The organism is Hymenobacter artigasi (genome assembly GCF_012275535.1).
In the GTDB taxonomy this organism is placed as follows: Bacteria; Bacteroidota; Bacteroidia; order Cytophagales; family Hymenobacteraceae; genus Hymenobacter; species Hymenobacter artigasi.
The window spans coordinates 1-26308 of the sequence record NZ_JAAVTK010000021.1 but is presented as its reverse complement, the minus strand read 5'-3'; the positions used below and the strand labels follow the sequence as shown (position 1 = coordinate 26308).

Annotated in this window: 18 protein-coding genes and 1 pseudogene; 13 read left to right on the top strand and 6 right to left on the bottom strand. The window is 60.5% G+C overall.

Translation table 11 applies throughout. The features are described from left to right. Positions 1-3: 3 nt before the first annotated feature. Both queA and HBN54_RS21265 read left to right on the top strand, forming a co-directional pair. Positions 4-1053 carry a tRNA preQ1(34) S-adenosylmethionine ribosyltransferase-isomerase QueA gene (queA, locus tag HBN54_RS21270; protein WP_168675269.1) on the top strand — a complete coding sequence of 350 codons (1050 nt, stop codon included), beginning with the start codon at positions 4-6 and terminating at the stop codon, positions 1051-1053. A gap of 151 nt (positions 1054-1204) precedes the next feature. Further along, entirely contained in the window at positions 1205-1921 is a 717-nt protein-coding gene (locus HBN54_RS21265) for a 2-C-methyl-D-erythritol 4-phosphate cytidylyltransferase (protein WP_168675254.1), read from the top strand. Positions 1922-2283: 362 nt separating this feature from the next. Here the strand turns inward: HBN54_RS21265 and HBN54_RS21260 are convergent, their stop codons facing one another. Together HBN54_RS21260 and HBN54_RS21255 are read right to left on the bottom strand one after the other, a co-directional pair. Further along, positions 2284-4761 carry a T9SS type A sorting domain-containing protein gene (locus HBN54_RS21260; RefSeq protein WP_168675253.1) on the bottom strand — a complete coding sequence of 826 codons (2478 nt, stop codon included), beginning with the start codon at positions 4759-4761 and terminating at the stop codon, positions 2284-2286. A gap of 719 nt (positions 4762-5480) precedes the next feature. Further along, on the bottom strand, positions 5481-6320 hold the full coding sequence (locus HBN54_RS21255; protein WP_168675252.1) for a hypothetical protein: 840 nt from the start codon (positions 6318-6320) through the stop codon (positions 5481-5483). A gap of 198 nt (positions 6321-6518) precedes the next feature. On the opposite strand from HBN54_RS21255, the gene HBN54_RS21250 reads away from it, so the two are divergent. The 4 genes from HBN54_RS21250 to HBN54_RS21235 all read left to right on the top strand — a co-directional run bounded on the left by HBN54_RS21250 (position 6519) and on the right by HBN54_RS21235 (position 9457). Further along, entirely contained in the window at positions 6519-7130 is a 612-nt protein-coding gene (locus HBN54_RS21250) for a DUF4142 domain-containing protein (protein WP_168675251.1), read from the top strand. Between the two features lie 76 nt (positions 7131-7206). Further along, entirely contained in the window at positions 7207-7809 is a 603-nt protein-coding gene (locus HBN54_RS21245; protein ID WP_168675250.1) for a DUF4142 domain-containing protein, read from the top strand. Positions 7810-8040: 231 nt separating this feature from the next. Further along, positions 8041-8691: a DUF4142 domain-containing protein gene (locus HBN54_RS21240; RefSeq protein WP_168675249.1), complete on the top strand. Its 651-nt coding sequence runs from the start codon at positions 8041-8043 to the stop codon at positions 8689-8691. 163 nt (positions 8692-8854) lie between these two features. Next, a complete protein-coding gene (locus HBN54_RS21235) occupies positions 8855-9457 on the top strand; it encodes a DUF4142 domain-containing protein (RefSeq protein ID WP_168675248.1) in 603 nt (200 codons plus the stop codon). Between the two features lie 93 nt (positions 9458-9550). On the opposite strand, the gene uvrA is transcribed toward HBN54_RS21235, so the two are convergent. After that, complete coding sequence (uvrA, locus tag HBN54_RS21230) at positions 9551-12583, bottom strand: excinuclease ABC subunit UvrA (protein ID WP_235955649.1); 3033 nt, start codon at positions 12581-12583, stop codon at positions 9551-9553. Between the two features lie 290 nt (positions 12584-12873). Between uvrA and HBN54_RS21225 the strand changes: the two genes are divergently transcribed. The 3 genes from HBN54_RS21225 (at position 12874) to HBN54_RS21215 (ending at position 14944) form a co-directional block, all read left to right on the top strand. After that, on the top strand, positions 12874-13668 hold the full coding sequence (locus HBN54_RS21225; protein WP_168675247.1) for a hypothetical protein: 795 nt from the start codon (positions 12874-12876) through the stop codon (positions 13666-13668). A 109-nt stretch (positions 13669-13777) separates the two neighbouring features. Continuing rightward, positions 13778-14269: a hypothetical protein gene (locus HBN54_RS21220; protein WP_168675246.1), complete on the top strand. Its 492-nt coding sequence runs from the start codon at positions 13778-13780 to the stop codon at positions 14267-14269. A gap of 159 nt (positions 14270-14428) precedes the next feature. After that, on the top strand, positions 14429-14944 hold the full coding sequence (locus HBN54_RS21215; RefSeq protein ID WP_168675245.1) for a hypothetical protein: 516 nt from the start codon (positions 14429-14431) through the stop codon (positions 14942-14944). Between the two features lie 232 nt (positions 14945-15176). Here HBN54_RS21215 and HBN54_RS21210 read toward each other — a convergent pair whose 3' ends face one another. After that, positions 15177-16814 carry an FAD-dependent oxidoreductase gene (locus HBN54_RS21210; RefSeq protein WP_168675244.1) on the bottom strand — a complete coding sequence of 546 codons (1638 nt, stop codon included), beginning with the start codon at positions 16812-16814 and terminating at the stop codon, positions 15177-15179. Between the two features lie 112 nt (positions 16815-16926). On the opposite strand from HBN54_RS21210, the gene HBN54_RS21205 reads away from it, so the two are divergent. Both HBN54_RS21205 and HBN54_RS21200 read left to right on the top strand, forming a co-directional pair. Then, entirely contained in the window at positions 16927-18351 is a 1425-nt protein-coding gene (locus HBN54_RS21205) for an MBOAT family O-acyltransferase (RefSeq protein WP_168675243.1), read from the top strand. A gap of 39 nt (positions 18352-18390) precedes the next feature. Beyond that, positions 18391-19701 carry an alginate O-acetyltransferase AlgX-related protein gene (locus HBN54_RS21200; protein WP_168675242.1) on the top strand — a complete coding sequence of 437 codons (1311 nt, stop codon included), beginning with the start codon at positions 18391-18393 and terminating at the stop codon, positions 19699-19701. Between the two features lie 111 nt (positions 19702-19812). Here HBN54_RS21200 and asnS read toward each other — a convergent pair whose 3' ends face one another. Beyond that, the gene (gene asnS / locus HBN54_RS21195) at positions 19813-21207 is read right to left on the bottom strand and encodes an asparagine--tRNA ligase (protein ID WP_168675241.1); all 1395 of its coding nucleotides are present in this window, start codon (positions 21205-21207) and stop codon (positions 19813-19815) included. Positions 21208-21482: 275 nt separating this feature from the next. Between asnS and rpoN the strand changes: the two genes are divergently transcribed. Beyond that, positions 21483-23075 (top strand): RNA polymerase factor sigma-54, encoded by a 1593-nt coding sequence (rpoN, locus tag HBN54_RS21190; protein WP_168675240.1) that lies wholly within the window; start codon positions 21483-21485, stop codon positions 23073-23075. A gap of 135 nt (positions 23076-23210) precedes the next feature. Beyond that, complete coding sequence (locus tag HBN54_RS21185; protein ID WP_168675239.1) at positions 23211-25964, top strand: response regulator; 2754 nt, start codon at positions 23211-23213, stop codon at positions 25962-25964. A 155-nt stretch (positions 25965-26119) separates the two neighbouring features. Here HBN54_RS21185 and HBN54_RS21180 read toward each other — a convergent pair. After that, positions 26120-26308 (bottom strand): annotated as a pseudogene (locus tag HBN54_RS21180) (IS630-like element ISMth1 family transposase); the annotation flags it as partial.

Below are 26308 nucleotides of genomic sequence, written 5' to 3'. Positions count from 1 at the left end.
GCGATGAAATTGCACGAGTTCAAATTTGAACTCCCTGAGGAGCTGGTGGCATTGCACCCCGCCCGCAACCGTGACGAGAGCCGCCTGATGGTGGTGCACCGCGCCACTGGCCAAATTGAGCACCGCAACTTTAAGGATATTCTCGACTATTTCAACGAGGGCGATGTAATGGTCTTCAACGACACCAAGGTTTTCCCGGCCCGCCTCTACGGCAATAAGGAAAAAACCGGTGCCAAAATCGAGGTTTTCCTGTTGCGCGAGCTGAACAAGGAGCTGCGCCTGTGGGACGTGCTGGTGGACCCCGCCCGCAAAATCCGCGTCGGCAACAAGCTGTACTTCGGCGAGTCGGACATGGTAGCCGAGGTAATTGACAACACTACTTCACGCGGCCGCACCATCAAATTTCTGTTTGATGGCACCGACGAGGAGTTCCGCAAGGCGCTGTACGAGCTGGGCGAAACCCCGATTCCGAAAGAGGTTATCAACCGCGAAACCGAGCCCGCCGACAAGGAGCGCTACCAGACCATCTATGCCGAGAATATTGGCGCAGTGGCGGCCCCTTCGGCCGGCCTGCACTTCACCCGCGAGGTAATGAAGCGCATGGAAATCAAGGGCATCGAGCCGGCGTTTGTGACGCTGCACGTGGGCCTGGGCACGTTCCGCACGGTAGATGTGGAAGACCTGACCAAGCACAAAATGGACTCGGAGAACTTCATCGTGACGGCCCCGGCCTGCGAGATAGTGAACAAGGCCCTCGATACCAAGAAGAAAGTGTGCGCCGTGGGCACCACCACCGTACGCGCCATGGAGGCCTCGGTGTCGGCCAATGCCCGCATGAAGCCCACGCAGGGCTGGATTGACCGGTTCATCTTCCCGCCCCACGATTTCAAAATCGCGAACTGCATGCTCACCAACTTCCACATGCCGGAGAGCACGCTCATCATGCTGGCGTCAGCCTTCGCCGGCTACCCCCTGATGATGGAAGCCTACAAGCAGGCCATCAAGGAGAAGTACCGCTTCTTCAGCTACGGCGACGCGATGTTGATTCTGTAGTTTTTGGGGACTTAGGGGCTTGGGGTCTTCGGGACTTGGTTTTTTTCCGGCCCGTCCTTCCTATTGCCTTGGTCTTCGAATTCCAAATTTTGAGCGCCGATGTTCCTTTTGAGGAATGTCGGCGCTTCTTTTTTGTCAGAACTTCGCGCCGATGAATACCTATTCCAACCAAGCCCCCAAGTCCCCAAGTCCCCAAGTCCCCAGATTCGCTATTCTGGTGGCGGGCGGCAGTGGCACCCGCATGGGGGCCGACCGGCCCAAGCAGTTTCTGCTGCTGTGCGGCGAACCCGTGCTGCTGCACACGCTGCGCCGCTTTGCCGAGCCGGCGCTGGGCGTGGCGGACATTGTGGTGGTGCTGCCAGCCGACCAGCTCGATACCTGGCAGGCGCTGTGCGCGCAGTTCAGCATCGACATCCCGCACCGGCTGGTGGCGGGCGGAGCCACGCGCTGGGCCTCGGTGAAGGAGGGCTTGGCGGCACTGCAAGGGCACCCGGAAGGCCTCGTGGCGGTGCACGATGGCGTGCGGCCGCTGGTGTCGCGCTTGGTGGTGGAACGTACCTATGCCGCCGCCGCCACCCACGCGGCCGCCGCGGCCGCCGTGATGCCCAAGGACTCGGTCCGGCTGGTGTCGCAGCACGGCTCGGCAGCCCAGAACCGCAGCCGCCTGCGCCTGATGCAAACGCCTCAAACCTTCGAAATCGACCTGCTGCGCCGCGCTTACGCCATGCCCGAGCTGGCCACCTTCACCGACGATGCCACGGTGGTAGACGACCTCTGCCGCGTGCAGCTGGTGGAAGGCGACTACCGCAACCTGAAAATAACGACGCCCGAAGATTTACTGATTGCGGAGGCACTGCTGGGCTTGTAGCATATGCTTTACGACGTGCACCCCGATGGCGTGGCTACCATCGCCCCTAACTGTTCGGACGTATTCAACGCCTTTAATAACCCGCCGAGCTATGAGTAGCAAGATGCTTTAAAGCAGGCGGCCCGCTACGCCTCTGCTCCCACCAAATCCATCGGCTTCATCAAGCAAATGCTGAACACCGCTAGCGCAGCCACGCTGGATGAGATGCTGGACTACGAAACCTACGGAATCGGAGAATTATGCTGAGGGGATGAAGGCGTACAGCAAGAAGTAAAAGCCAGCTTTTAAGAGCCAATAAGCACTAAACTAAAAAGGCCCGTTCCATAAGAACGGGCCTTTTCATTCCAACTAACCGGTGAGCCTTATTTTTCGAGGCTAACGCGGTTGGTCCTGGTTTTGCCATCGGCAACCACCCGATACGTGTAGATGCCCGAGGCCAGTGAGGCCCCTTTGAGCACCACCGAGCGCTGCTCCCCGGCCGTGGCTTCGCCATCGAAGAGGGTGGCCACCGGCCGGCCCAGCGCATCGTACACGCTTACCAGCACATGCCCGGTTTTGGGCACCGAGAAGTTGATTGTCGCGTCCTTGCTGGTTGGGTTCGGGTAAGCCTCTGTCTGAATGCTCTGCTGCGGTGATGGGGCCACCGTTGGAACACTGCGGCCAACTGGAGCAGACTGGGTATAATTGCTGCAATCTGTAGCAGCCGACACGCAGCCCGCGTTAGTGGCGATAATGCTAAAGCCTTTGCCAGCCACCAGGTTCAGGAACACGACCGTCGTGCCATCGGCCGGGTAGGCAAAGGTTCGAGAGCCGGCTACCCCCGTCTGGGTAAGAGTGTAGGTGGTGCCCGTAACGGGGGAGTTCACGGTCAGAGAAGGTGCCAAAAGCGTCCCGCATAACGTGGCTTCCGTGATGGTTACGTCGGGCCGGCCGGGAGAGGGAGTCAGCGTTAGCGCATTCTGAGCCACGCCGAGGCAGCTGCTGGCTCCACTAAGCTGGGCGTACACCGTTTTGCTGCCTGAAGTGTATGTGACCGGACTGGTGATGGGATTCGAGAAGGCCCCGGCCGCATACGTTTCGTACCACCCCGCTACCGTGACGCCCACTACCCCGCCCGTGACAGTGCCGTTCTTGCTGGTTAGGTCAAACACGGCCGTCGTGCCGCCCGCAGTGGTGGGGCAGGAACTCATCATTGCGTTCGTGCCGACGGGCGAAGGCATCAGCGTCAGCGCATTCTGGGCCACGCCGAGGCAGCTGCCGGTGCCGCTGAGCTGGGCGTACACCGTTTTGCTGCCCGAAGTGTAAGTGGTCGGACTGGCAATGGAACCGGTAAAGGCCCCGGTGGTGGCATTGTAGCCCTCGTACCACCCTACTACCGTGACGCCCGTAACCCCGCCCGTGACGGTGCCGTTCTTGCTCGTCAGGTCAAACACGGCCGTCGGGCCGCCAATGCTCGTCGGGCAGGAACTCATCGTCGTGTTCGTGCCGACGGGCGTGGGATTGATGTTAAGGGGCTTACTAGCCACCGCGGATGGACAGGCCGAGTTGGAGCTGGCCGTAGTGAGCGTGACGGTTTCCGGCCCGTTGCCGGCGACGCTGGCCGTCGCCGTCGCCACGCCTGCCGAGTAGCTTTGGTTGGAGAGCACGACCCCGGACGAGGCGCTCCAGGTCGGCGTCCCGTTCCCGTAGGTGCCGCTCACGCTAAAGACCGTCGAACCGCTGATAGGCTTGCATTGCGCAGGCACATCCGCTACGGTGGCCGTGGCCGAGGGCGTCAGGGGGAAGCTAAGGACGTCATAGTCTTTGAGCTCCGAAGTATACGATGGGGAAGAGCGGGTCTTCACGGTAATCGTAGCAAGCGGCGTGCACTGGTCAAGGGGACTGTCTCTGAATACGTCGGTCACGTTAAGGCCACCTTCCACGAATTGCAGCGCCCCGGTTGTGTTGCTGAAGGCTCCGTCGGATGTGAAGGCCTTGTTGGGGGCCACCGGCGCCACATCGGCCGTGTTGGTGGTGACAAAGGCCCCGAGCGTGCTCACGGGCAGTTCGTTCGACCAGGTGCCGGGTGCCACCCACCGGCGCACGCCCACGACTGGCTTGTTGCCACCGCCGGTGTAGTTAATAACCAACAGAAAGTCGTTGAGGGTACGCCCATTCAGGGGACCCTGGCCCACGAGTTGGTTGCCAATCTTCTTGACCCCAGCCTGATTGTACTCGAAGTCGAGGTAGCTGGCCCCGTTCACCGAGCGGGTTTCGGCCCCAAAAAACAGCCAGAGCTTGTTATCCACCTGACGTGAGTGCAGAAAGGTGTTGGTGATATCGTTCTTTTGCGGCCCGCCACTGCCGGTGCCTACCGAATAGGGGCTTTGCCCGGTACCGATGGCGTCGCCGTTCTTATTGGACGAGCCGGCAAAGACCGATAACTCGCCGATGGCCGATGAGGTGCCCCAGTTGCCATCTACCTGCCAGAGGCCGCGTGCATCGGCCGTGGCACCGGTTACCGACACTCCCCCGACCTGCTTGAGCATCGCAGAACCGGTGAGCCCTTGTGACCAGTCATCGCCGAAGGTGGTGACGCTAGGAAAATAGTTTTGGTTGGGACCGGAGCCGGTCCAGAAGGACGGAATGATGCCAGAAGAGAAATGGGCGTCTATTTCGAAGCCAGCCTGAGTGCCGCCCACGCCGGGGTTCTGGGCGCGGGCCGGGGTGGGTGCCAGCCCCAGGCCCACAACCAGAACCAGGGCCATGCGCCACAACCAAGCCGTGAGCCACGGCGTGGTCCTAGGGCGCTTGGAAAATTCGGCAAGGGAAAAGAGGGAGGTATAGAGTGGAGTTTTCATGGGGTGCAGGTAAAAAGTAAAGTCCCAAAAGCAGCTTATTCGTTCGGAGGGGCTGCCAGTCAGCAGCAGGCGCGCAACGGGCGACCGTAGCGGCAAGAGAGGGGAAATCGCGGGGCAAAACGCACTCCGTTCCACAGCCAGCCGGCCAGGAAAAAACCCTCATAAGTTCTGGCAGATGGCTGCTTATCGAAAATCCTAAGATTCGTTCCTATGGAAAGAGTAGGAATGCAGCAAGTACTAAGGGTAAGCAGGTATTGCCGATACCAAAATCGGCAAATGAACCAGAAGACCACCCGAAATCCGGGCAGTACGCGAGGTCACAGGCCTTAGCCATTGTGCCTACAGTCAGAAGGCATATGCAAGGCTCTTTTTTTGTTATATAAATTTATATAATCTAATAATTTTAATTACAATCTGCTTTTTGTTTTATTTTTTATTATTAAAGCTTAATATATCGCAACATTTACAACTACTCAATAAACTATGCATCAGCTCAATACCAACTCCACATCTCACACCCAAAATTATTTCATTTATTCACTCGCTGCGCTAACATATGTCGGCTACATTCTCCCAATGAGCACTCGTAGTTCCTGCTAATGCTGCATCAACAAAAAGCCTGATTGTTGGCGCACCGAGGCTGTTTGCAGATTCATAACCCACAAAAAAAGTCCTTCCGGTAACCGGAAGGACTTTTTTTGTGGGCAAACAATTCAAAACTACCGCAGGGCAATGGTGCGGGTATGGCCGTTCACGGTGACGGTGGCTACGTTGTCGCAGGTGCCGGTGCCGTAGTCCAGCGTCATCGACTTGCTATTGGTGTTGGTGATGACCGTGGTGCCCTGCACGAAGTACTTGGGGCAGTCGGCGCGCTTGATGAGCGGGTTCTGGATGGTGGCGGTGTAGCCCACGTTTTTGCGGTTGGTGCCGGTGGCCGAGCCGGTTACGCTATACACGTCGTCGGAAACCTGCGGGGTGCCGAATCCTGCCGTGCGGGTAAAGGTCCAGCTGGCAGTCCAGGAATGGGTGCCGCCGTTGTTGGCGCGGATGATGCTGGCGTTGGTCACATCAACGGTGAACGAGCCGCTGCCGATGTCGGTGAAGGTGCGGGTGGCGGTGTGCTGGTTGTCGTTCACGAAGTAATCGACACGGGTAACCACGGCGCCGGCCGTGCGGCGATTGATGTCGGTGGTGAAGCGCACCAGGATTTTACCGCGGCGGTAGCGGCCGTCGGCGCACAGGCAGTTGGTGGTGCCGAAGTCGATGGTGAGGGTTTTGGTGTTGAAATCGTAGGTGCGGGTGGCGCAGCTGCCGAAGCGGGCGCGGAAATCGGCATCGCCGATGATGTTGGTTGAGCCCTGCACCTGCGGGTCGGTGGGGCCGGCCATCTGGGCGGCTTCCGAGCTCATGGCAGTTTCGGAGTTGTCGTCGGTGCGGTCTTCGGCCGTGGTGATGTCGTCGGTGGGCGTAGCGTCGTTGTTGCGGTTGCAGCCGGTGGTGAGCAGGGCAGCGCTGGCCAGGCAGGCCAGGGCGAAGGAACGGAGAGTTGCGGTACGCATAACGAAGGTGAAAAACGGGTTGGGAATAGAGTGAGAAACAGGACGAAGTACTGCGTTTGTGGCCGGTTGGAAGCGGAAGATACCGCCGGGTTTAAGCAGTCGAAATAAATATTGCGATGCTTTCGGTCAAACCCCATTTTCAGCCGGCCGTATAGCCTGCACGCCCGGCAAAAGAGCCTCGCGCTTTTCGTCCCGCTCATGCATCGTTTCCTCCATTCTACTTTTCGGCCGCGCCGGTTTTTCTGGCAACTGGCGGTTGCGCTGCCGCTGCTAGGCAGTTGCTCGGGCAACGGCAGCAACGCCGATGCCGTGGACAATGCCATGGCGCAAAACGAGAAGAAAATTGACACCGCCGACATTACCAAAAAGCAGGAGGCCGATGCCGAATTTCTCGTGAAGAGCACCAGCAATGCTTTGCTCGAAGTAGAGCTGGGCAAGCTGGCCCAGGCCCGCGCCACCTCCCCCGCCGTGCGCAGCTACGGGGCCCGCCTGGTGCCGCAGCGCCTGGAGCTGCTGGGCACCCTGCGCACCCTGGCCGCCGCCAAGGGCCTGACCGTGCCCGCCGCCCTCGGCGGCGATGAACAAGCAGCCTACCACGAAGCCAGCACCCAAACCGGTACGCAGCTCGACAAGTACCTGATGGCCCTGCTGGTGAAAGCCCAGAAACAGGACGAGGACGCCTTCGATGACATGAGCGACGATGCGTACGACGGCGATATCCGGGGCTTCGCGGCCAAGTTCCACGCGCCGGTGCAGGAGCAGCTTGATGCCGCCAAAGACGCGGCCGATGTGGCGGAGAAACTTCCGTAACGACCGGCTCTTCAGCCATTTTTCATCAACCCCGACTGATTTTGCCACTTCCACTTCACCAACCTACTCTTTCCCTATGAAACGCACCTTCATCACCCTGCTCAGCGCCGCGGCACTGCTCATCGGCACCGCCAGCTGCAACTCCAACGACTCGGTTAAGCAGGCCCAGGACTCCAACGAAATGAAAGCCGACAGCGCCACGGCCGATACGAACATGGGCAAAGTCGAAGAAAAAGGCATGGACTACGACTCCGAGTTCCTGGCCAAGGCCGCCAGCGGCGGCATGCTCGAAGTAGAGCTGGGCAAGGCGGTGGCCGCCCGCGCCGTGACGCCCGACGCCAAAAAATTTGCCGGGCAGATGGTATCGGACCACACCAAAGCCAACGCTGAGCTCATGGCACTGGCGGCGAAAAAGAACATCACCCTGCCTACCACCCTCAGCGACGACCACAAAGACGTGCTGAAAGACGTGACCGAGGAGAAAGGGGTGAAAATGGACCAGGAATACATGAAAGAGATGCTGAAGGACCACGAGGAGGACGTGAAGGAATTCACCGATGCTTCCATCAAAGCCTCCGACCCCGACATTAAAGCCTTCGCCGCCAAGCAGGTGCCCGTGCTGAAAATGCACCTCGACATGGTGACCAAAATGAAGCCGACCGTGGATGCCGCTAAGTAGTTAACGGCCATTCGCAAGCAGCCGCTTTCTGTATTGGCCCGCCCCCACCCGGGGCGGGCCAATCTGTTTTATCGCAGTTCATTCAGCTGACTATCAACGGCTCAGCTTATCGTTAAAATTATATTCCGGGCGCAACAACTTCGCCCGACTTGTGCGTACTGCCTGTGTCGACAAGGTTTAGTGCTTGTCTTTACGTCCCTTTTCCACCTCACTTACTCTCCTTTCAACCGTATGAAATCCACCTTCCTTCCACTGCTGGCTGCGGGCCTGCTTGCCCTCACATCCTGCGGCGATGCCAATAAAACGGCCGACAACGGCACGGCTACCGACAGCAATATGGCCAACACCCCGGCCGCTGGGGCCGATACGACCGGAGCCATGGCGGGCGACGGCAGTGCCATGAGCAACGGCAACACCGCCATGGGCGATGCCAACGGCCCTACCGGCCCCCACAAAGACGACAACGAATTCATGATGACGGCCGCACACAGCGACCAAAACGAGATTCAGCAAAGCAAAATGGCGCTGGCCAAGGGCGTGACCGGCATGGCCAAGGAAATGGCCAACAAGATGATTACTGACCATGCCAAATCGACGGCCGACCTGAAGGTTATTGCCGCTAAAAAAGGCGTGACGCTACCCACCGACATGGACGCCGAGCACAAGGCCATGGTGCCCGCAATGGAGAAATTGTCGGGCAAAGAATTCGAGTCCAAGTACCTGGCTCAGATGCAGGCTGACCACCAGAAAACGGCTAATACGATGATGGCCCACGCAAAAATGACCAACGATGCCGACCTGAAGGGCTTCATCGACAAAACGCTGCCCGTAGTTCAGCAGCACTTGGCTATGGCGCAGAAAGGCAATGATATGAAGATGTAGGCCCCAGCCGCCCGCACAGCCGGCCTCTGCACCAATATGCCATAAAAGAACCGCTCCTGCAGCGGTTTTTTTATCCATTTTAGTTAAGACGCGTAAGTAAGAGGGAGCTTTTCAATTGATTGGCTTCCAAGCGCAAGCTGCGCAGTACACAAACGTGAATTCCATGAAAAATCGACTCAACGCACTTTTATTATTTTTAATAGCCAGCGGTTTATCTGCCTGCACCGGCTCGCAGGATGCCGTGCAGCAGGCCAACCAAGCCAACGAGCGCCGCAACGAAACCGTGGCCGCCGCCATCGAAACGCCCGAACAAATCAAGAAAAAGCTCGACTACGATGCCGGTTTCGCGGTAGCCGCTTCCAGCAGCAACCAGCTCGAAGTAGCCATCAGCAAGCTGGCCCAGCAGAAGGCCATTGCGTTGGAGGTGAAGGAATGGGCCAAAACCATTGAAACCGAGCACACCAAAATGGACCAGGAGCTGGAAGCCATTGCCGGCCGCGCCAATATTACCCTGCCCAGGATGATGAGCGACGACGACCGCGACCACTACAACGACGTGGACGACCGCAAATACTTCGGCTTCGACAAGAAGTACCTGCGCAGCCTGAAAGACGCCCACGAGCGCGACGTGCAGCGCTACGCCGCCGCCGCCACGCAGCTCAGCAACGCCGAGCTACGCGCCTTTGCGGCCCAGGCCCTGCCCAACCTGCGCGCCCACCTGCAACAAACCGAGGAGCTGTATAAGCGCGCCGACGAGCGGAAATAATCCAGTCTCCCAACGCTGAAAACCGGAAAGCGGCGGCCCCATCATAATCAGATAGGGCCGCCGCTTTTCGGTTTTTTAAGACGCTTCAGCAGTTTATGCCGTGGCGTATTTGCTCGTTTTCAGCTCCTCGGCCAGGAAGCGGGCGGTGTGGCCCTTACCGGCCTTTGCCACCTGCTCGGGTGTGCCCTGCGCGACTATCATGCCGCCTGCCGCGCCGCCTTCGGGGCCGATGTCGATGACGTGGTCGGCCACTTTTATCAGGTCGAGGTTGTGCTCGATGATGAGGACGGTGTTGCCCTTGTCGGCCAGCTTCTGGAGCACGTCGGCGAGGTGATTGATGTCTTCGAAGTGCAGGCCGGTGGTGGGCTCGTCGAGGATGTAGAAGGTTTTGCCGGTGTCCTTTTTGCTGAGCTCGGTGGCCAGCTTTACGCGCTGGGCCTCGCCGCCGCTTAGCGTGGTGGCCTGCTGGCCCAGCGTGAGGTAGCCGAGGCCTACTTCGTTCAGGGTCTTGATTTTGCGCAGGATGCGGGGCTGGTACTCGAAGAACTCCACGGCCTTCTCCACAGTCATGTCGAGAATGTCGGTGATGGACTTGCCTTTGAAGCGGACCTCCAGCGTTTCGCGGTTGTAGCGGCGGCCTTTGCAGGTTTCGCAGGGCACGTGCACATCGGGCAGGAAGTTCATCTCGATGGTGCGGATACCGGCCCCCTCGCAGGTTTCGCAACGCCCGCCCTTCACGTTGAAGGAGAAGCGCCCCGGCCCGTAGCCCCGGATTTTGGCCTCCGCCATCTCGCCAAACAGCTGGCGGATTTCGGTGAACACGCCGGTGTAGGTGGCTGGGTTCGAGCGCGGCGTACGGCCAATAGGCGACTGGTCCACCTCAATCACCTTATCAATAAACTCCAGTCCTTCGATGCCGCTATAAGCCAGCGGCTCGCGCTTGGCGTTGAAGAAATGCTGGTTGAGAATGGGGTACAGCGTGTCGTGGATGAGCGTGGATTTGCCCGAGCCGGATACGCCCGTCACGGCCACCAGCTTGCCCAGCGGCACCTTCAGGGTCACGTTTTTGAGGTTGTTGCCCTTTGCGCCTTTCAACACCAAATCCACGCCTTCGCCCTTGCGCTTCTTCTTTTGCATCTCAATATGCTTCTGACCGCTGAGGTACTGCGAGGTGAGCGAGCCGGAGTTAAAAATCTCCTGCGGCGTGCCCGAGGCCACAATGTGGCCGCCGTGAATACCCGCGCCGGGACCGATATCGAGCACGTGGTCGGCGTGCAGAATCATGTCCTTGTCGTGCTCCACCACAATGACGGAGTTGCCAATGTCGCGCAGGTGCTGCAGGGCCTTAATGAGCCGCTCGTTGTCGCGCTGGTGCAGGCCGATGCTGGGCTCGTCCATGATGTAGAGCACGCCCACGAGCTGGGTGCCAATCTGGGTGGCGAGGCGGATTCGCTGGCTTTCGCCGCCGCTCAGCGTGCGCACCGGGCGGTGCAGGTTCAGGTAGTCCAGGCCCACTTCGAGCAGGAAACCGATGCGCTTGCGGATTTCCTTGAGCAACTCGCGGGCAATCACGTTCTGGCGCTCGCTCAGCCGACTTTCCAGGCCCTCGAACCAATCGGCCAGGTCGTTCAAATCCATCACTGACAGCTCGCCGATGTGCTTGCCGTCCATCTTGAAGTGCAGGCTTTCCTTTTTGAGGCGGTAGCCCTGGCACTCGGGGCAGGGCTGGGCCTGCGCGTACTGCGCAATCCACTCCCGGATGTTGTCCGATTCCGAGTCCATCTGCCGGCGCAGGAAGGGGATAATGCCCTCGAACACCTCGTTGTACAGGCCCTTGCCGCTGTCGGCCTCGTCTTCCGAGATGCCGTGGAGCAGGGCCTTGAGCAGTTCCTCCGGCATCTTTTCGATGGGCGTGTTCAGTGTGGCCTTGTTCTTCTTGAGAATGAGCTGGAGCTGCTGGAAAATCCAGATGTCGCGGTACTCGCCCAGCGGCGCGATGCCGCCCCGGCTGATGCTCAGCTTGCGGTCGGGCAATACCGCTTCTTCCGTAATTTCCTGCACCTCGCCCAAGCCGTTGCAGGTGGGGCAGGCCCCGTAGGGCGAGTTGAAGGAAAAGGTATTTGGCGCCGGGTCGTCGTAGGCGATGCCAGTGGCGGGGTCCATCAGGAAGCGCGAGAAGAACTGCGGCGCGGCTTTTTTGGCGTCGGGGTCGAGCACCAGCATGGTGCCTTTGCCGTGCGTGAGGGCATTCTGTACCGAGCCCGAGAGACGGAACCGGTCCTCCTCCTTCACCAGCAGCCGGTCAATCACGATTTCGATGTCGTGAATCTTGTAGCGGTCCACCTGCATCTTGGGCGTGATGTCGAGGATTTCGCCATCGACGCGCACCTTGGTGAAGCCCAGCTTGGCAATCTTCTGAAAATCTTCGCGGTAGTGGCCCTTGCGGCCCTTCACCACGGGGGCCAGCACCACCAGCTTTTTGCCGTCGAAGTGCTTGAGGAGGAAGTTGATAATCTGGTCGTCGCTCTGCCGAATCATCTTCTCGCCGGTGGCGTAGCTGAAGGCCTCGGCGGTGCGGGCGTACAGCAGGCGCAGGAAATCATAGATTTCGGTGATGGTACCCACCGTGGAGCGCGGGTTGCGCGAGGTGGTTTTCTGCTCGATGCTGATAACCGGCGACAGGCCCTCAATCTTGTCCACGTCGGGCCGCTCCAGCCCGCCCATAAACGAGCGGGCATAGGCCGAAAACGTTTCCATATAGCGCCGCTGCCCCTCAGCATAAATGGTATCGAAGGCCAGGCTGCTCTTGCCCGAGCCCGAAATGCCCGTGAACACCACCAGCCGATTGCGCGGAATCTTGACCGTCACATTCTTCAGGTTGTGCTCGCGCGCGCCGTATACCTCAATGTACTGGGCTTCCAGGTGCTGCGAGGCGGGGCTATGGCCATTGAGCTGACCGTGGACGTGCCCGGTAACGGGGCCGGCCGCTGGGATTTCGGCAATATCACGCACGGCAGCTGCCATTTCGGCCGCCACGGCTGCGCCATTGGCAACCGGTTTTTTCTTAGCGGCGGCCGGGGCTTTAGGAGCTTTGGCAACCGGGGTAGCAGTGGATTTTTTGGCCATTCAGAAACGCAGCGAATAAGTTCGCAAAAGTACGGAAAGCGCCGCCCGATAGCTAGTCCGGGCAACGAGATAAGACGAGGACTGACGCCGCCGGGCGTCGGGGTACAACCCCAAACGGGGGGTATTTGTCCCCGGCAATCCCACGGAAAATAAATAGGCGTTGTTTTTAGGCATTTGGGCGAATGTTTTGGCCCAACCAACGGTTGGCCGGGCACTCTGGCACTTGGCTTGCATCTAATAAGGTGGCGGCACCGTTAGGAGGCCAGCTCACTTTTTATCAGTTCCTTATCATGAAACCCCTCGCAAAATTTATTGGCGCGGCCCTGGTGGGCGCGTTTGCGCTGTTTGCGGCCCCGGCCGCGCAGGCCCAGGTGGGGGTGAATATTAATATTGGCACCCCGGCCTGGGGGCCGCAGGTTCCCTACGGCACGCAGTATTACTACATCCCCGAAATCGACGGCTACTACGACCTCTACAACCAACAGTACATCGTGTTTCAGGATGGCTATTGGGTGCCGCTGCCGCAGCTTTATGGCTACGACCCCTACCAGTTTCACCCCGTCATCGTGGACTATCGCGGGGCCCAGCCCTGGCTGCGGGTTGATTACTACCGCCAGCGCTACGCCTACCGGCCCTACCGTAACTATGGCCCTAGCCGGGGCTACTACAACGGCGGCTACGGCTACGGCAATAGCTACGGCCGCCCCCGCTACGACACCCGTGGCGGCTACTCCAACGGCCGCAACTACGGCGACCGCGACCGCGACGACCGGGGCGGCTACCGGGGCAATAACAATCGGGGCAACGACCACGATGACCGAGGCGGCCGTTGGGGCAACGACAATCGGGGCAACGACCGTGACAACCGCGGCCAGTACTCCGGCGGCAACAATACCCCGCGCACCAACAATACCCCGCGCACCAATCCGATGCCCCAGCAGCCCACGCAACAGCCCCAGCAAGGGGGCGGGGGCTACAATCCCGGCCAGGGCGGCGGTAACAACGGCGGCGGGCGCGGCAATGACGGCGGCGGACGCAGCAATGGCGGCAACCAAGGTGGCGGCCGGGGCCACGGCCGAGATTAAATTTCAAATTCAGCCCGTACCAACCCACTTGGGTTAAACCCGGTAAGGGCCATCCGGTGTTGCCTGTACGGCACCGGGCACTCTTGTTTTCAACCAATCCCACACCCCCATGAAATTGTTTCCCACCCTATTGTGCACCGTACTGCTTGGCGGGGCTGCCCTTGCGGTCACCCCCGAGGCGCACGCTCAGATTAATATCAACATCACGCCGCCCAGCTGGGGCCCGGCCGTGCCGCAGGGCGCTCAGTATTACTACATTCCCGAAACCAATGGTTTCTACGATGTACCGGCCCGCCAGTACGTGGTATCACGCAATGGTAAATGGGTTCGGACGGCCACGCTAAGCGGCTATAACACCGGCAACTTTCATCCCGTGGTGGTCGATTACGTGGGTGCGCAGCCCTGGGTGCGCTACGAGGAGTACAAGGTAAAATACCCCAAGCACGGCAACCCCTACGGCAAGGCCAAGAAGCTGAAAAAAGGCACTGTCCTGGTGCCCGTCGGTGGCACTTATTACGTGGAAGAACACGGCAAAAAGGACAAGCACGACAAACACGAGTACGAGCACGAAGGCAAAGGCCACGGCAAAGGCAAGCACTAGCCCTGCCGGCCCTTTGCCACTGGCCAGGGCATTTTTTAATAAAAAAGCGCTTCTCTGATGGTCAGAAAAGAGGCTCTTTTATGTTTGTAAGTCTGGTTTGCATTAGGAAGACGGTCTGGCTAACCCCGGACCATCTTTTTCATTTTCCCTTTTTCCGCTATGAAATACCATCAGCCGTTTCTTGCGCTTGCTTTCGGTGCTTTTGCTGTTTTCGCAACTCCCACTCCTGCTCAGGCCCAGGTAAATGTTAATGTAAACGTGGGGCGCCCCGCTTGGGGCCCGGCCGTGCCGCAGGGCACCCAGTTCTACTACATCCCCGAAATTGACGGGTACTACGACCTCTACGCCCAGCAGTACATCGTGTTCCGCAATGGCCAGTGGGTACCGCTGGCCGTAATTGATGGCTACGACCCCTACCAGTTCCACCCCGTGGTACTCGACTATCGGGGCCGTCAGCCTTGGGTGTACGTGGGCGCGCACCGCGAGCGCTACCCCCGCCGCGTGGTAGTGGTGCAACCCCGCCCCGTAATTGTGCGCCCCCAGCGCGGCCTGCCCCCCGGCCAGGCCAAAAAACTCTATCGGGAAGGCTACCGCGAAGGCCGGCATGATGACCGCGGCAACGGCAACGGCCGTGGCAACGGCAACGGTCATGGCAGGGGCCACGACCGCGACTAAACGAACGTGATGCCCATATGGCTTGTCCGTGCCCGAGTTTATTTAACGGCTATCAAACGGTAGGCCCTTGCTCCGGTCTGACCGCCCTAGGCGGTCTGACCGGTTGAAGTGAGCACGATTTTGTTCTGCCGAAAACCGGTCAGACCGCCTGGGGCGGTCGGACCGGAGCAACGGCTCCAGATTTAGAAAAGGCTGCCCGTATGGGCAGCCTTTTCTCGTTGAGCGCCCGGGTTTATTCCGCGTTTTCGGCCAGCGTTGCCCAGTCGGTTTCGGGGCTGATGCTGGCCGGGTCAGGCATTTTATTCTTGCCCAGCAGCTCGGTGATGTAAATCATAGCCGTATCGCGGCCCATGCCGGCTACGGCCGCAACGCGGCCCGCCTGCACGTAAAACGCCAGGAAATCCTGCTGCGCTACTTCGCCGTGGTAGATGATTTCTTCCCACTGCTCGGCGTGGCCAGCGTAGCGTAGGCTCTTGCCAAACTGCTGCGTCCAGAAAAACGGCGCGGCGGTGAATGCTTCCTGCCGGCCCAGCATGTTGCGAGCGGCAGTATGGCCGTGCTGCTGGGCCAGCCGCCAGTGCTCGATGCGGGTGGGCGCGCCACCGGGCGCCAGCGGGAAGCGGGCGATATCACCGGCGGCGTACACGTTTTCGGCGGCGCGTAACTGTGCATCGACGGGCACGCTGCCGTCTTTTCCCAGGTCGAAAATATTTTTGAGAAATTCGGTGGCCGGGCGCACGCCCACACCCAGCACCACGGCCTCGGCAGGCAGGGTTTTGCCCGATTTCAGCTGCACGCCGCTTACGTGCCCGCCTTCGCCCAGCAGGGCCGTTACTTCGGCTTCAATTTCAAACTGCACGCCTTTCTCCTCGTGCAGCCGGCGAAACATCTGCCCGATTTCCAGCCCCAGCACCCGCTCAAACGGCACTTTCTCCTGCGCTATCACGGTCACCTGCCGCGTTTCGCTGATGAGGCTGCTCGCGGCTTCCATCCCAATAAAGCTGGAGCCGATAACCACCACCTGCTTGGCCTCTTTCGTGGCTTCCAGGATGGCAGCCGCGTCGGCCTGGGTGCGGAGAGTGTGCACGCCGGGCAGGTCGTAGCCCGGCAGCTTGGGCAGCGTGTTGGGCGTGCCGCCGAGGGCCAGCAGCAGCTGGTCGTAGCGCAGCGGCGGGTGGTTTTCGAAGTGGATTTCCTGCTTGCTCAGGTCGAGGCTGGTGGCGCGGGTATCGGTCAGCAGCTCGATGCGTTGTACCTTATAAAAATCCGGCTCGCGCAGCGGGAGCGCCGCTGGTTTCGCCTTGCCGGCCAGGTAGGCTTTGCTGAGCTTGGTGCGGTCGTAAGGCGCGGCCTCATCGGCCGATGCCATGACTAAGCGGCCTTCGAAACCATCGCGGCGCAGCGTCTGGGCCGCGAACTGGCCGGCTGCGCCGCCGCCAATGATGACGAACGTGCGGGCATCGGCGGGCGCTTTGGCGGGCGCGGGGAGTGGCTCACCGCCTACTTCGGCCGTGGGGGTAGCATCGGGCTTCTCGGTGCTGGCGGGCGGGTTTTCGGGCAGCTGCACCCAGATGCGGCCATTGGCCTCGCGCACGGCGAAGGTGGGCAGGTCGTCGAGGGCGGGCGGCTCGCAGAGGTGGCCGCTATCGAGCTTGAAACAGGCGTGGTGCCAGGGGCAAATCAGCTTCCCTCCCATTACCCGGCCCTTCTCCAGCGGCGCGCCGTAGTGCGGGCAGTGCGCGGCAAAGGCGTGCACCTGGCCCTGCTGCCGGGTGAGCAGTACCGCCGAGCCTTCATTGGGCGTGGGGAAGGATTTGAGGCCGCCTTCGGGTAGACTGGCGGAGTCGGTGAGGTTAATTTCGGGGAGCATACGGAGCGGAGTGTGGTGCTTATTAGCAACGCGCACACGGGCCGTTTGGTTGGGCACTCTTATCCGCTACCTACCTTTAAATGTCCGAACCTGGCCTTCCTTTTTCTGCACGATGGTTTTTAGCAGTACGCTGTTTCTCTTCTACTTTCTACCCGGCTTTCTACTGCTCTACTACGCAGTGCCCAAACACCTCAAAAACGCGGTGGCTCTGTTGGCCAGCCTGCTATTCTATGCCTGGGGTGGCCTCCAGTTCCTGGCGTTGTTTGTGGGCTCGGTTGGCGTCAACTTCGTGCTCATCCGCTACATGGATGCCACGCCTGACCGTTGGAAACAGCGCATTTTCCTGATAATAAGCATCCTTCTCAACGTTGGAATGCTGTTTTACTTCAAATACGCCAACTTCTTCTTGGATAACGCCAGTGCCGTACGCAGCTACTTCGGCGGGCCGGAACTAACCTGGGAAAAGGTGGTGCTGCCCATTGGCATCTCTTTCTTCACCTTCGAAAAGCTCACCTATACCGTCGACGTGTACCGGGGCGTGAACAAGCCGCTGAAGTCCTTCTGGGACTTCATGCTCTACATCATGCTGTTCCCGAAAATGATTGCCGGGCCCATTGTCCGCTTCCACGAAATTGCCGGGCAGCTCACCGACCGCAGCGCCTTCGACACCGTGGACCAGAAGCTGGCGGGCCTGTTTCGCTTCGTCATCGGTCTGGCCAAAAAGGTCCTCATTGCCAACGTGCTGGGCGAGCAGGCCGACCAGATTTTCCACATGGCCCCCGAGGCGCTGGGAGCCGCGCAGGCCTGGCTGGGCGCGCTGGCCTACACCTTCCAGATTTATTTCGATTTCTCGGGCTACTCCGATATGGCCATTGGCCTGGGCCGCATGATGGGTTTTCAGTTTCCCGAGAATTTCAACAACCCGTATGTGTCACGCTCCATCACCGAGTTTTGGCAGCGCTGGCACATCACGCTGGGCCGCTGGATGCGCGACTACCTCTACATTCCGCTGGGTGGCAACCGCGTTTCGCCCAGCCGGCTCTACGTCAACCTCGGCACGGTCTTCATTCTGTCGGGCTTATGGCACGGCGCGGCCTGGAATTTTATTGCCTGGGGAGCCTATCACGGCTTGTTTCTGATTCTGGACCGGCTGTTTCTGCTGCGGCTTTATCGGCCCCTTGGCCCTTTGAGCATGGTGCCTACTTTCCTCATCACGGTGGTTGGGTGGGTGCTGTTTCGGGCCGACTCTCTGCATGCGGCCGGGCGCTACCTGCACGCGATGCTTAGATTGCGGACAGCGGCTAAGGAACTGTATTTCAGCGGCGAATTCTGGTTCACCCTATTGCTGGCCGCTGGTAGCTGCGCGGTGGCGGCGTGGCCGGCCGTCGAGCGCTGGGAGGTGGGCCTGCTGGCGCGGGGGCATTTCACCCTGCGGGGGGCACTGGGGCTGGCCGTATGCTCGGCCGTGCTGCTGGTCATCAGCCTGAGCTACGTGGTGAGCAACTCGTTTAACCCGTTTATTTATTTCCGATTTTAGGTTGCCTGCCTGGTGGCCAATTCTTTTCCTCCTGTCACTGTGACCCTTTTTGCCAAACGGTTTTTGCTGGTTTTTTTCCTGGCAATGGTGCTGGTGCCAGTACTACAGGGCCGGTTTCATTTCTCCAAGGAAGCTGGCCTGCACGGGGCCTTTGCGGAGGTGGCGCGCCCCACGCTGACCTGGGACAGCCTACGGGCAAACACGTATCAGCCGGCGCTGGAGCAGTACATGGAAGAACAGCTTGGGTTCCGCGCCTACCTCGTGCGGCTGCGCAACCAACTGAAATTCTCGCTGTTTCGGACCCTGGAATCGCGCGAAATTCTCGTGGGCCAGCACAACATGCTGTTTCAGCCCAGCGCCGTGGCCAGCTATGCGGGGCACGACTGCCTTCCGGCCGCCGAGGTGCGGTTTCGGGTGCGGCGGCTGCGGGCGGTGCAACGGGCGCTGCGCCAGCATGGGGTCCAGTTTCTGTTCGTGCTGGCCCCCGGCAAAGCCCGCCTCTACCCCGAAAACCTGCCGCCCGCCCAACGTCCGGCGCCGGGCACGCCGACCAATTACACCCGCTTTACTGCCGCGCTGCAAGCCGACAGCGTGGCCCTGCTCAATTTCGTTCCGGTATTCGCGCATTGGAAAAGCACCCGGCCGTACCCGCTTTTCCCGAGCGCTGGCGCACATTGGAGCGGCTATGGGGCCACCCTGGCCGCCGATACGCTGCTCCGATGCCTGGAGCAGCTGGGCCAGCTGCGCTTTCCGTTGGTGCGCACCGTGGGCCCGCCGCGCATTGTGCACACGGCCGACTCGCTGCGCGGCACCGACAACGACCTGAGCTGGCTCATGAACCTGATGTGGCTGCCGGCGGCCACGCCGCTGGCCTACCGGCAGCTGGCTTTTGCCCCGCCCGGGCCAGGCCAGATGCGGCCGTCGGCACTGTTCGTAGGCGACAGCTTTACCTGGGGCCTGATGCTGTTCAGCCCGTATATGCAGCGTGAATTTGCCGAGGACACCCGCTTTTGGTACTACAACAATGCCGTCCATCTACCCGACAGCGTGTACCACGACACCGGCCAGAAAGTAGCTGACCTGAACCTGCGGCAGCAGCTGGAATCGCGCCGCTTCGTCGTGCTGGTACTTACCGAGCACAACCTGGCCGAGAACGAGTTCGGCTTCACCGAACAAGTTTACCACCTCTACCACCCACTCACCGCTGCCGACCAAACGGCCATCGACAAACTGGCGGAAAAGCTGACCAGCCAAGCTACCTGGGAAGAGCAAACCAAGGACCTGGAAGGACTTATCCAACGCAGCCGCCAGCAGGCTCACGCACTCTTCGACCGCCAACACTTGCAGTAAGGCAACTTGCAGGCTGAGCGCTGGTACACGAATCTCAAGCTCGTGATAAGCTTCCGGAACACGACTATTCTTCAACAAAAAAGGCCTCACATGGAGGCCTTTTTTGTTGACTTAAAACGCCGCGTTCTTGGGGTAGCGTGGGAAAGGAATCACGTCGCGGATATTGCTCATGCCCGTCACGAACAGCACCAGGCGCTCGAAGCCCAGGCCGAAGCCGGCGTGCGGCGCGGTGCCGAAGCGGCGGGTGTCGAGGTACCAGTCGAGGTCGTGGGCGGGCACGTTCATCTCGGCCATGCGGGTGGTGAGCTTGGTGTAATCCTCCTCGCGCTGCGAGCCGCCGATGATTTCGCCGATGCCGGGAAACAGCACGTCCATGGCGCGCACGGTGCGGCCGTCGTCGTCCAGCTTCATGTAGAAGGCCTTGATTTCCTTCGGATAGTTGGTGAGGATGACGGGCTTCTTGAAGTGCTTCTCGACCAGGTAACGCTCGTGCTCGGACTGCAAATCGGTACCCCAATCGACGGGGAATTCGAACTTCTGCTTGGCTGATTTCAGGATTTCCACGGCCTCGGTGTAGGTGAGGCGCTGGAAGGCGTTGTCGGCCACGGAATGCAGGCGGGCGAGCAGCTCCTTGTCGTATTGCTCGTTGAGGAAGGCGAGGTCATCGGCGCAGTTGGCCAGGGCATATTTCACCAGGCTTTGGAGGAAATCCTCGGCCAGGTCCATGTTTTCTTCGAGCTCGTTGAAGGCCACTTCGGGCTCAATCATCCAGAACTCGGCCAGGTGGCGGGCGGTGTTGGAGTTTTCGGCCCGGAACGTGGGGCCGAAGGTGTAGATACTGCCCAGCGCCATGGCAGCCAATTCGCCTTCGAGCTGACCCGAGACGGTGAGGTTGGTCTGCTTGCCGAAGAAGTCCTGGGTGTAGTCCACAGAGCCGTCCTCGGCCAGCGGCGGCTTGTCGGCCGATAGGGTGGTCACGCGGAACATCTGGCCCGCGCCCTCGGCGTCGGAGCCGGTGATGATGGGCGTGTGGACGTAGTAGAAGCCGTGGTCGTTGAAATACTGGTGCACGGCGAAGGCCAGCGCGTGCCGGATGCGCAGCACCGCGCCAAACGTGTTGGTGCGGGGGCGCAGATGGGCGATGTCGCGCAGGTGCTCCAGCGACGTGGCTTTCTTCTGCAGCGGGTAGGCTTCGGCATCGGCCGCGCCCAGCACGATGACTTCGGTGGCCTGAATCTCCACGGCCTGGCCCTTGCCCTGCGAGGCCACCAGCGTGCCGCGAATGGCCACGGCCGCGCCGTTGCCCACATCCTTGAGGGTTTCCTCGGGGAAATTCTCGGCGGCAGCCACGGCCTGAATGGTGTGGATGGTGGAGCCGTCGTTCACGATGATGAACTGCACGTACTTGTTGCCGCGGCGGGAGCGAACCCAGCCTTTAACCAGGACTTCGCGGTCGAGGTCCTGGCTGGCCAGGAGCTCTTTGACGGTGGACCGTTTGAGGGACATAACTTGCGGGGGGAGCGGAGTGTAAGAGGGCAAAGGTAGGAATGTACCGTAAGCTTTAGTAGAACTATCGCAAGCTTTGGCCGAAGTACCGTAAGCTTTAGCTTGCGACGAGCGTAGCGAGTGAAATCGTTGAACGGTGCGGCCGACATTATTCGCTGCGCTCATCGCAAGCTAAAGCTTACGGTACTTCGGCTAAAGCTTGCGGTACACCAACTTTTCATGCCAAAGTTTAGTAAACCCGACCTCCGCCCCCGCCTTTCCGTACTTTCGTCATTATGCAACGCCTCGACCTAAAACAGCTCCTTTCCCAAAAGCTTAGCCCGCAGCAGATTCAGTTTATCAAGCTGCTGCAGATTCCTACGGCGGAGCTGGAGACGCGCATCAAGGAGGAAATGGAGGTGAACCCGGCCCTGGAAGAGGACGAGCCCGACGACTCCGAAGAAATGGAGCGCGACGACGATGATAGCGACGATTCGGACGACCCGGACGCCAGCCTCGACAACGACGAAAACACGCTGGATGAGGACTTTGACGACCGCAGCGGCAGCGAATCGGAAATGGCCGACGAAATGCCCGAGCCCGAAATTCAGCCTAAGGACGAAGGCCCCGTGGACAGCGAAACCGCCGCCGACAACACCGACCTCGACCTGAGCGACTACCTCAACGACGATGAAATAGCCGGCTACAAGATGCAGGGCGACGGCCCCGGCGAGGAGGAGGAGCGCGACACCCCACTGGCCGACACCAGCGGCTCGCTCCTGGATTCGCTGCTCGACCAGCTGCACTTTGCCGATTTGGACGAACGCCAGGAGGCCATCGGCCAGCAGCTCATCGGCTCGATTGACGGCGACGGCTACATCCGGCGCGACCTCTCGGCCATTGCCAACGACCTGGCTTTTTCGCAGAACCTGGAAGTGACCGTGGCTGAGATTGAGGCCGTGCTGCGCGTGGTGCACGGCTTCGACCCGCCCGGCATTGGCGCCCGCGACCTGCCCGAATGCCTGCTGCTGCAGCTGGAGCGCCGCCCGCAGGACGAAAACACCGTGAACGCCGAGCGGATACTGACCGACACGTTTGAGGAGTTCAGCAAGAAGCACTACGCCCGCATTCAGCAAAAGCTGGACCTGGAGGAGGACGAGCTGAAGGAGGCCATCAATGTGATTCTGAAGCTGAACCCCAAGCCGGGCGGCAGCGGCCCCAGCGGCCTGGGCAAGACGCAGTACCTGATGCCGGACTTCATTCTGACCAACGACAACGGCAGCTTCAACCTGACCCTGAATGCCCGCAACGCCCCCGAGCTGCGCGTGAGCCCGGCCTACACCGAGATGTTCCGGACCTACGACAAGGCGGCCAAGAAGGACACCAAGATGAAGGAGGCCGTGACCTTCGTGAAGCAGAAGCTGGACTCGGCCAAGTGGTTTATCGACGCCATCCGGCAGCGGCAGAATACGCTGCTGCGCACCATGAATGCCATTGTGGAGCTGCAGCGCGAGTTCTTTGTGGAAGGCGACGAGAGCAAGCTCAAGCCCATGATTCTGAAGGACATTGCCCAGATGATTAGCATGGACATCTCCACGGTGAGCCGGGTAGCCAACTCGAAATCCATTCAGACAGAGTTCGGCATTTATCCGCTGAAATACTTCTTCTCTGAGGGCATTGCCACCGACTCGGGCGAGGATGCCAGCAGCCGCGAGGTGAAGAGCATTCTCAAAGACCTCATCGGCAAGGAGAGCAAGGAGCGGCCCCTGAGCGACGACAAGCTGGAGAAAATGCTCAACGCCCGGGGCTACAACATTGCCCGCCGCACGGTGGCCAAGTACCGCGAGCAGCTGAACATTCCGGTTGCCCGGCTGCGCAAGGAGCTATAAATCAATGCATAAATAATTCGGAAATAGCTAATCAGAAGCACGAAATAAGTGGTCTGAAGTAACTTTCCAGTCAGGATTGGGCCTCCCTGTCCGGGCGACAGTACATTGCCAGACGTCGCCGCTTCGCTTCTGCTAATGAAAACCGAACTTCCCACCGACCCTGCCGAGCTTCAGGAGCTGCTGCTGGCCGAGCGCGCCCGCCGCGAAAAAGCCGAGGCCCAGCTACCCGCCTTGCTGGCCCTGAGCCGCCTTCCCGAGCTCAACCCCAACCCGCTATTGCGGGTGAGCGCCGCGGGCCAGCTGCTGTATGCCAACCCGGCCGCCGGCTACATGGCCCGCGAGCTGGAAGCTACGGGGCCCTCGCGGCTGCGGCCGCTGCTGGTGCAGGCCACCACCAGCGCCCTGCGCGCCGGGGCCATGCAGCAGCGCGAAATCATGGCCAACAACCAGCATTTCCTGCTGTCGGCGGTGCCCATGATGGAAGACAACTCGGTGATGCTTTACCTCACCGACATCACGGCGCAGCGGCTAGCCGAGGAAAGCCTGCGGGAGCAATACGCATTCTACGAATCGGTGATGGCCCACCTGCCGGCCGTGGTAACGGTACTCGACCCCGACCAGCGCTACCGCTACCTCAACACCTACACCGAGCCCGACCCCGCCCAGCGCCAGGCCCGCATCGGCAGCAATTTTGCCGACCACTGCGCCAAAAAGGGCCTGCCCGCCGAGCTGGCCGTACGCCGCCACCGCCTTTTTGAGCGGGCCGTGCAAACCCGCGCCCTCGTGAACTGGGAAGAGCGGTGGCCCGATACCTCCCTCGACACCCACCGCCACTGGCTGTGCTACTACCAGCCCGTGTTTGGGCCGGATGGGGTGCTGCACCAGGTGATGTGCTACGGCCTCGACATTACCAACCTGCGCCAGGCCGAGGCGCGCATCCGCCAGAGCGAGGCGACGGCCCTGGCCCAGCAGTCGTTCACCAATCTGGTGCTCGACCTCAACCCCAACCTCATTTGGGTGCGCGATGCCGAGGGCAATACCATATTTGAGAACGCCGGCATGCAGCGCATGCGCCAACACATGTGCGAGCTGGCCGGCACCCAAACCATGGAGCTGGCCCTGAGCAAGGAGGAGATAATGATTTCGGTAATGGCCGACCAGGAAGTGCTGCGCACGGGCGAGCCCGGCACTATTCAGGTTTCCATTAAAATGCCCAACGGCGAGCTGCTGTGGCTGCAAACCGTGCGCTGCCCAATGGTGCTGGCCGATGGCGGCACGCAGGTGCTTGGGGTGAGCACCAACATTACCAGCCTGAAAGCGGCCCAGCACGCGGCCGAAGCCGCCGCCACGGCCCGCGAAAACTTCCTGGCCAACATGAGCCACGAAATCCGCACGCCCCTCAACGGCGTGCTGGGCATGACCAGCCTGCTGGCCAAAACCGGCCTCAACGAGCAGCAGCGCAACTACACCGCCGTCATTCAGCACTCGGGCCGGCACTTGCTGAACGTGGTGAACGACGTGCTCGACATGGCCAAAATCACCTCCGGCAACCTGGAGCTGGAGCAAGCCCCCTTCAACCTCTGCGACTCGATGTCCAGTGCCTGCCAGCCGCTGGCCATTCAGGCCCAGGAGAAGGGCATTCGGGTGCTGGGCACGCGCCTGCAGGACTCCTGCCTCCATCCCTGGGTGCTCGGCGACTCCTACCGCCTTAACCAGGTACTCATCAACCTCGTTTCCAACGCCATCAAGTTTACGCCGGCGGGCGGCACCGTGACAATAGGCGGCTACTATGTGAGCGAAACCGATGACACCCTCACCACCGAGTTTCGGGTGACGGATACCGGCATCGGCATTGCCCCGGATAAGCTGGACAGCATTTTTCAGGAATTCACCCAGGCTTATGCCGATACCACCCGGCAGTTTGGCGGCACGGGCCTGGGCCTGAGCATCAGCCGGGCCCTGGTGGCCCAGATGGGCGGGCAGCTCACGGTGCAAAGCGAGTCCGGCAAGGGCAGCTCCTTCGCCTTCCGCGTCACGCTGCCCAAGGCCAGCGCCGAAGCCCGGCAGATGGCCCTGTCGCCCCTGGCCCCGGTGCAGGAAGCCGCCGTGCGCGGCGCCAAGGTGCTGCTGGTGGAAGATAATGCCGTGAACCGCGAAGTGGCCCAGCTGCTGCTCGAAGCTCACGGCGTGGTAGTGGACGAGGCCGCCAGTGGCATCGAAGCCCTTGAATTATTTGAGCTGAACCGCTACGACGTGGTGCTGATGGACATTCAGATGCCCGGCATGAACGGCCTCGAAGCCACGGCCCGCATCCGGGCGCACGCCGATGCCCGGCGGGCAGCCACGCCCATCCTGGCCCTCACGGCCAACGCCTTCCGGGCCGATGCCGAAAAGTACTTCGCCGCCGGCATGAACGACACCCTGCCCAAGCCCTTCGACGAAGCCGAGCTGCTGAGCAAGCTGGCCTCGCTCATTGCCGGGGTGCCCGTCCCGCTGGTAGACGTGAAGCCCGCAGCAACCGCCCCGCTCCCACCCGCACCCACAGCCGAGCCCACACCGCTATTCGACCTGGCCCTGCTGCACCAGACGGCCCACGGCAACACCACGTTCATCAACCGGATTCTGGCCTCCTTCCACACCAATACTCCCGGCAGTGTGGCCGACCTGCACACCGCCCTGGCCGCTTCCGACTGGCACGCCGCCGCCGCCGTGGCCCACAAGCTGCGGCCGTCGCTCAAGCTCATCGGCGCCGAGCAGCTGGTGCCCTGGATGGAGGTATTGGAGAGTAAAACCGGCTCCGATGCCGCCCGACGAGAAGCCACCCAGGCCCTGGCCACCGGCCTTACCGAAGTGCTGGCCGCCCTGCCCACAGTGGTACTGACCAAATAAGCACGTTAGGGATTAATGAGAACAGCCTCAATAGGCGGTATTTCGGCAGGAATTAAGGCAACGTTAGTTGTGGAAAGATGTGGCAGAGACCTACCATTGGTGCTGAAATGTGGCGGTTAGGTTATGAGGGGTGGAGAATCCTAACAGACTAGTGCTTAGTCAGGGGAGTTGGTTACCCTAATTTTCTGGTAATGTCGGTTGAGTTTGGTGCGGGCTTTTTCCAGGGTGAATTGCCATTTCACCGTGGCTCGGGCCGCATTCCGCTCGGCCACGCAAGCGGCGACGTGGGCCGTAAGCTCGTCCAGGGTGGGGATGCGCTGGTGCAGGCACTGGCGGGCGATGGC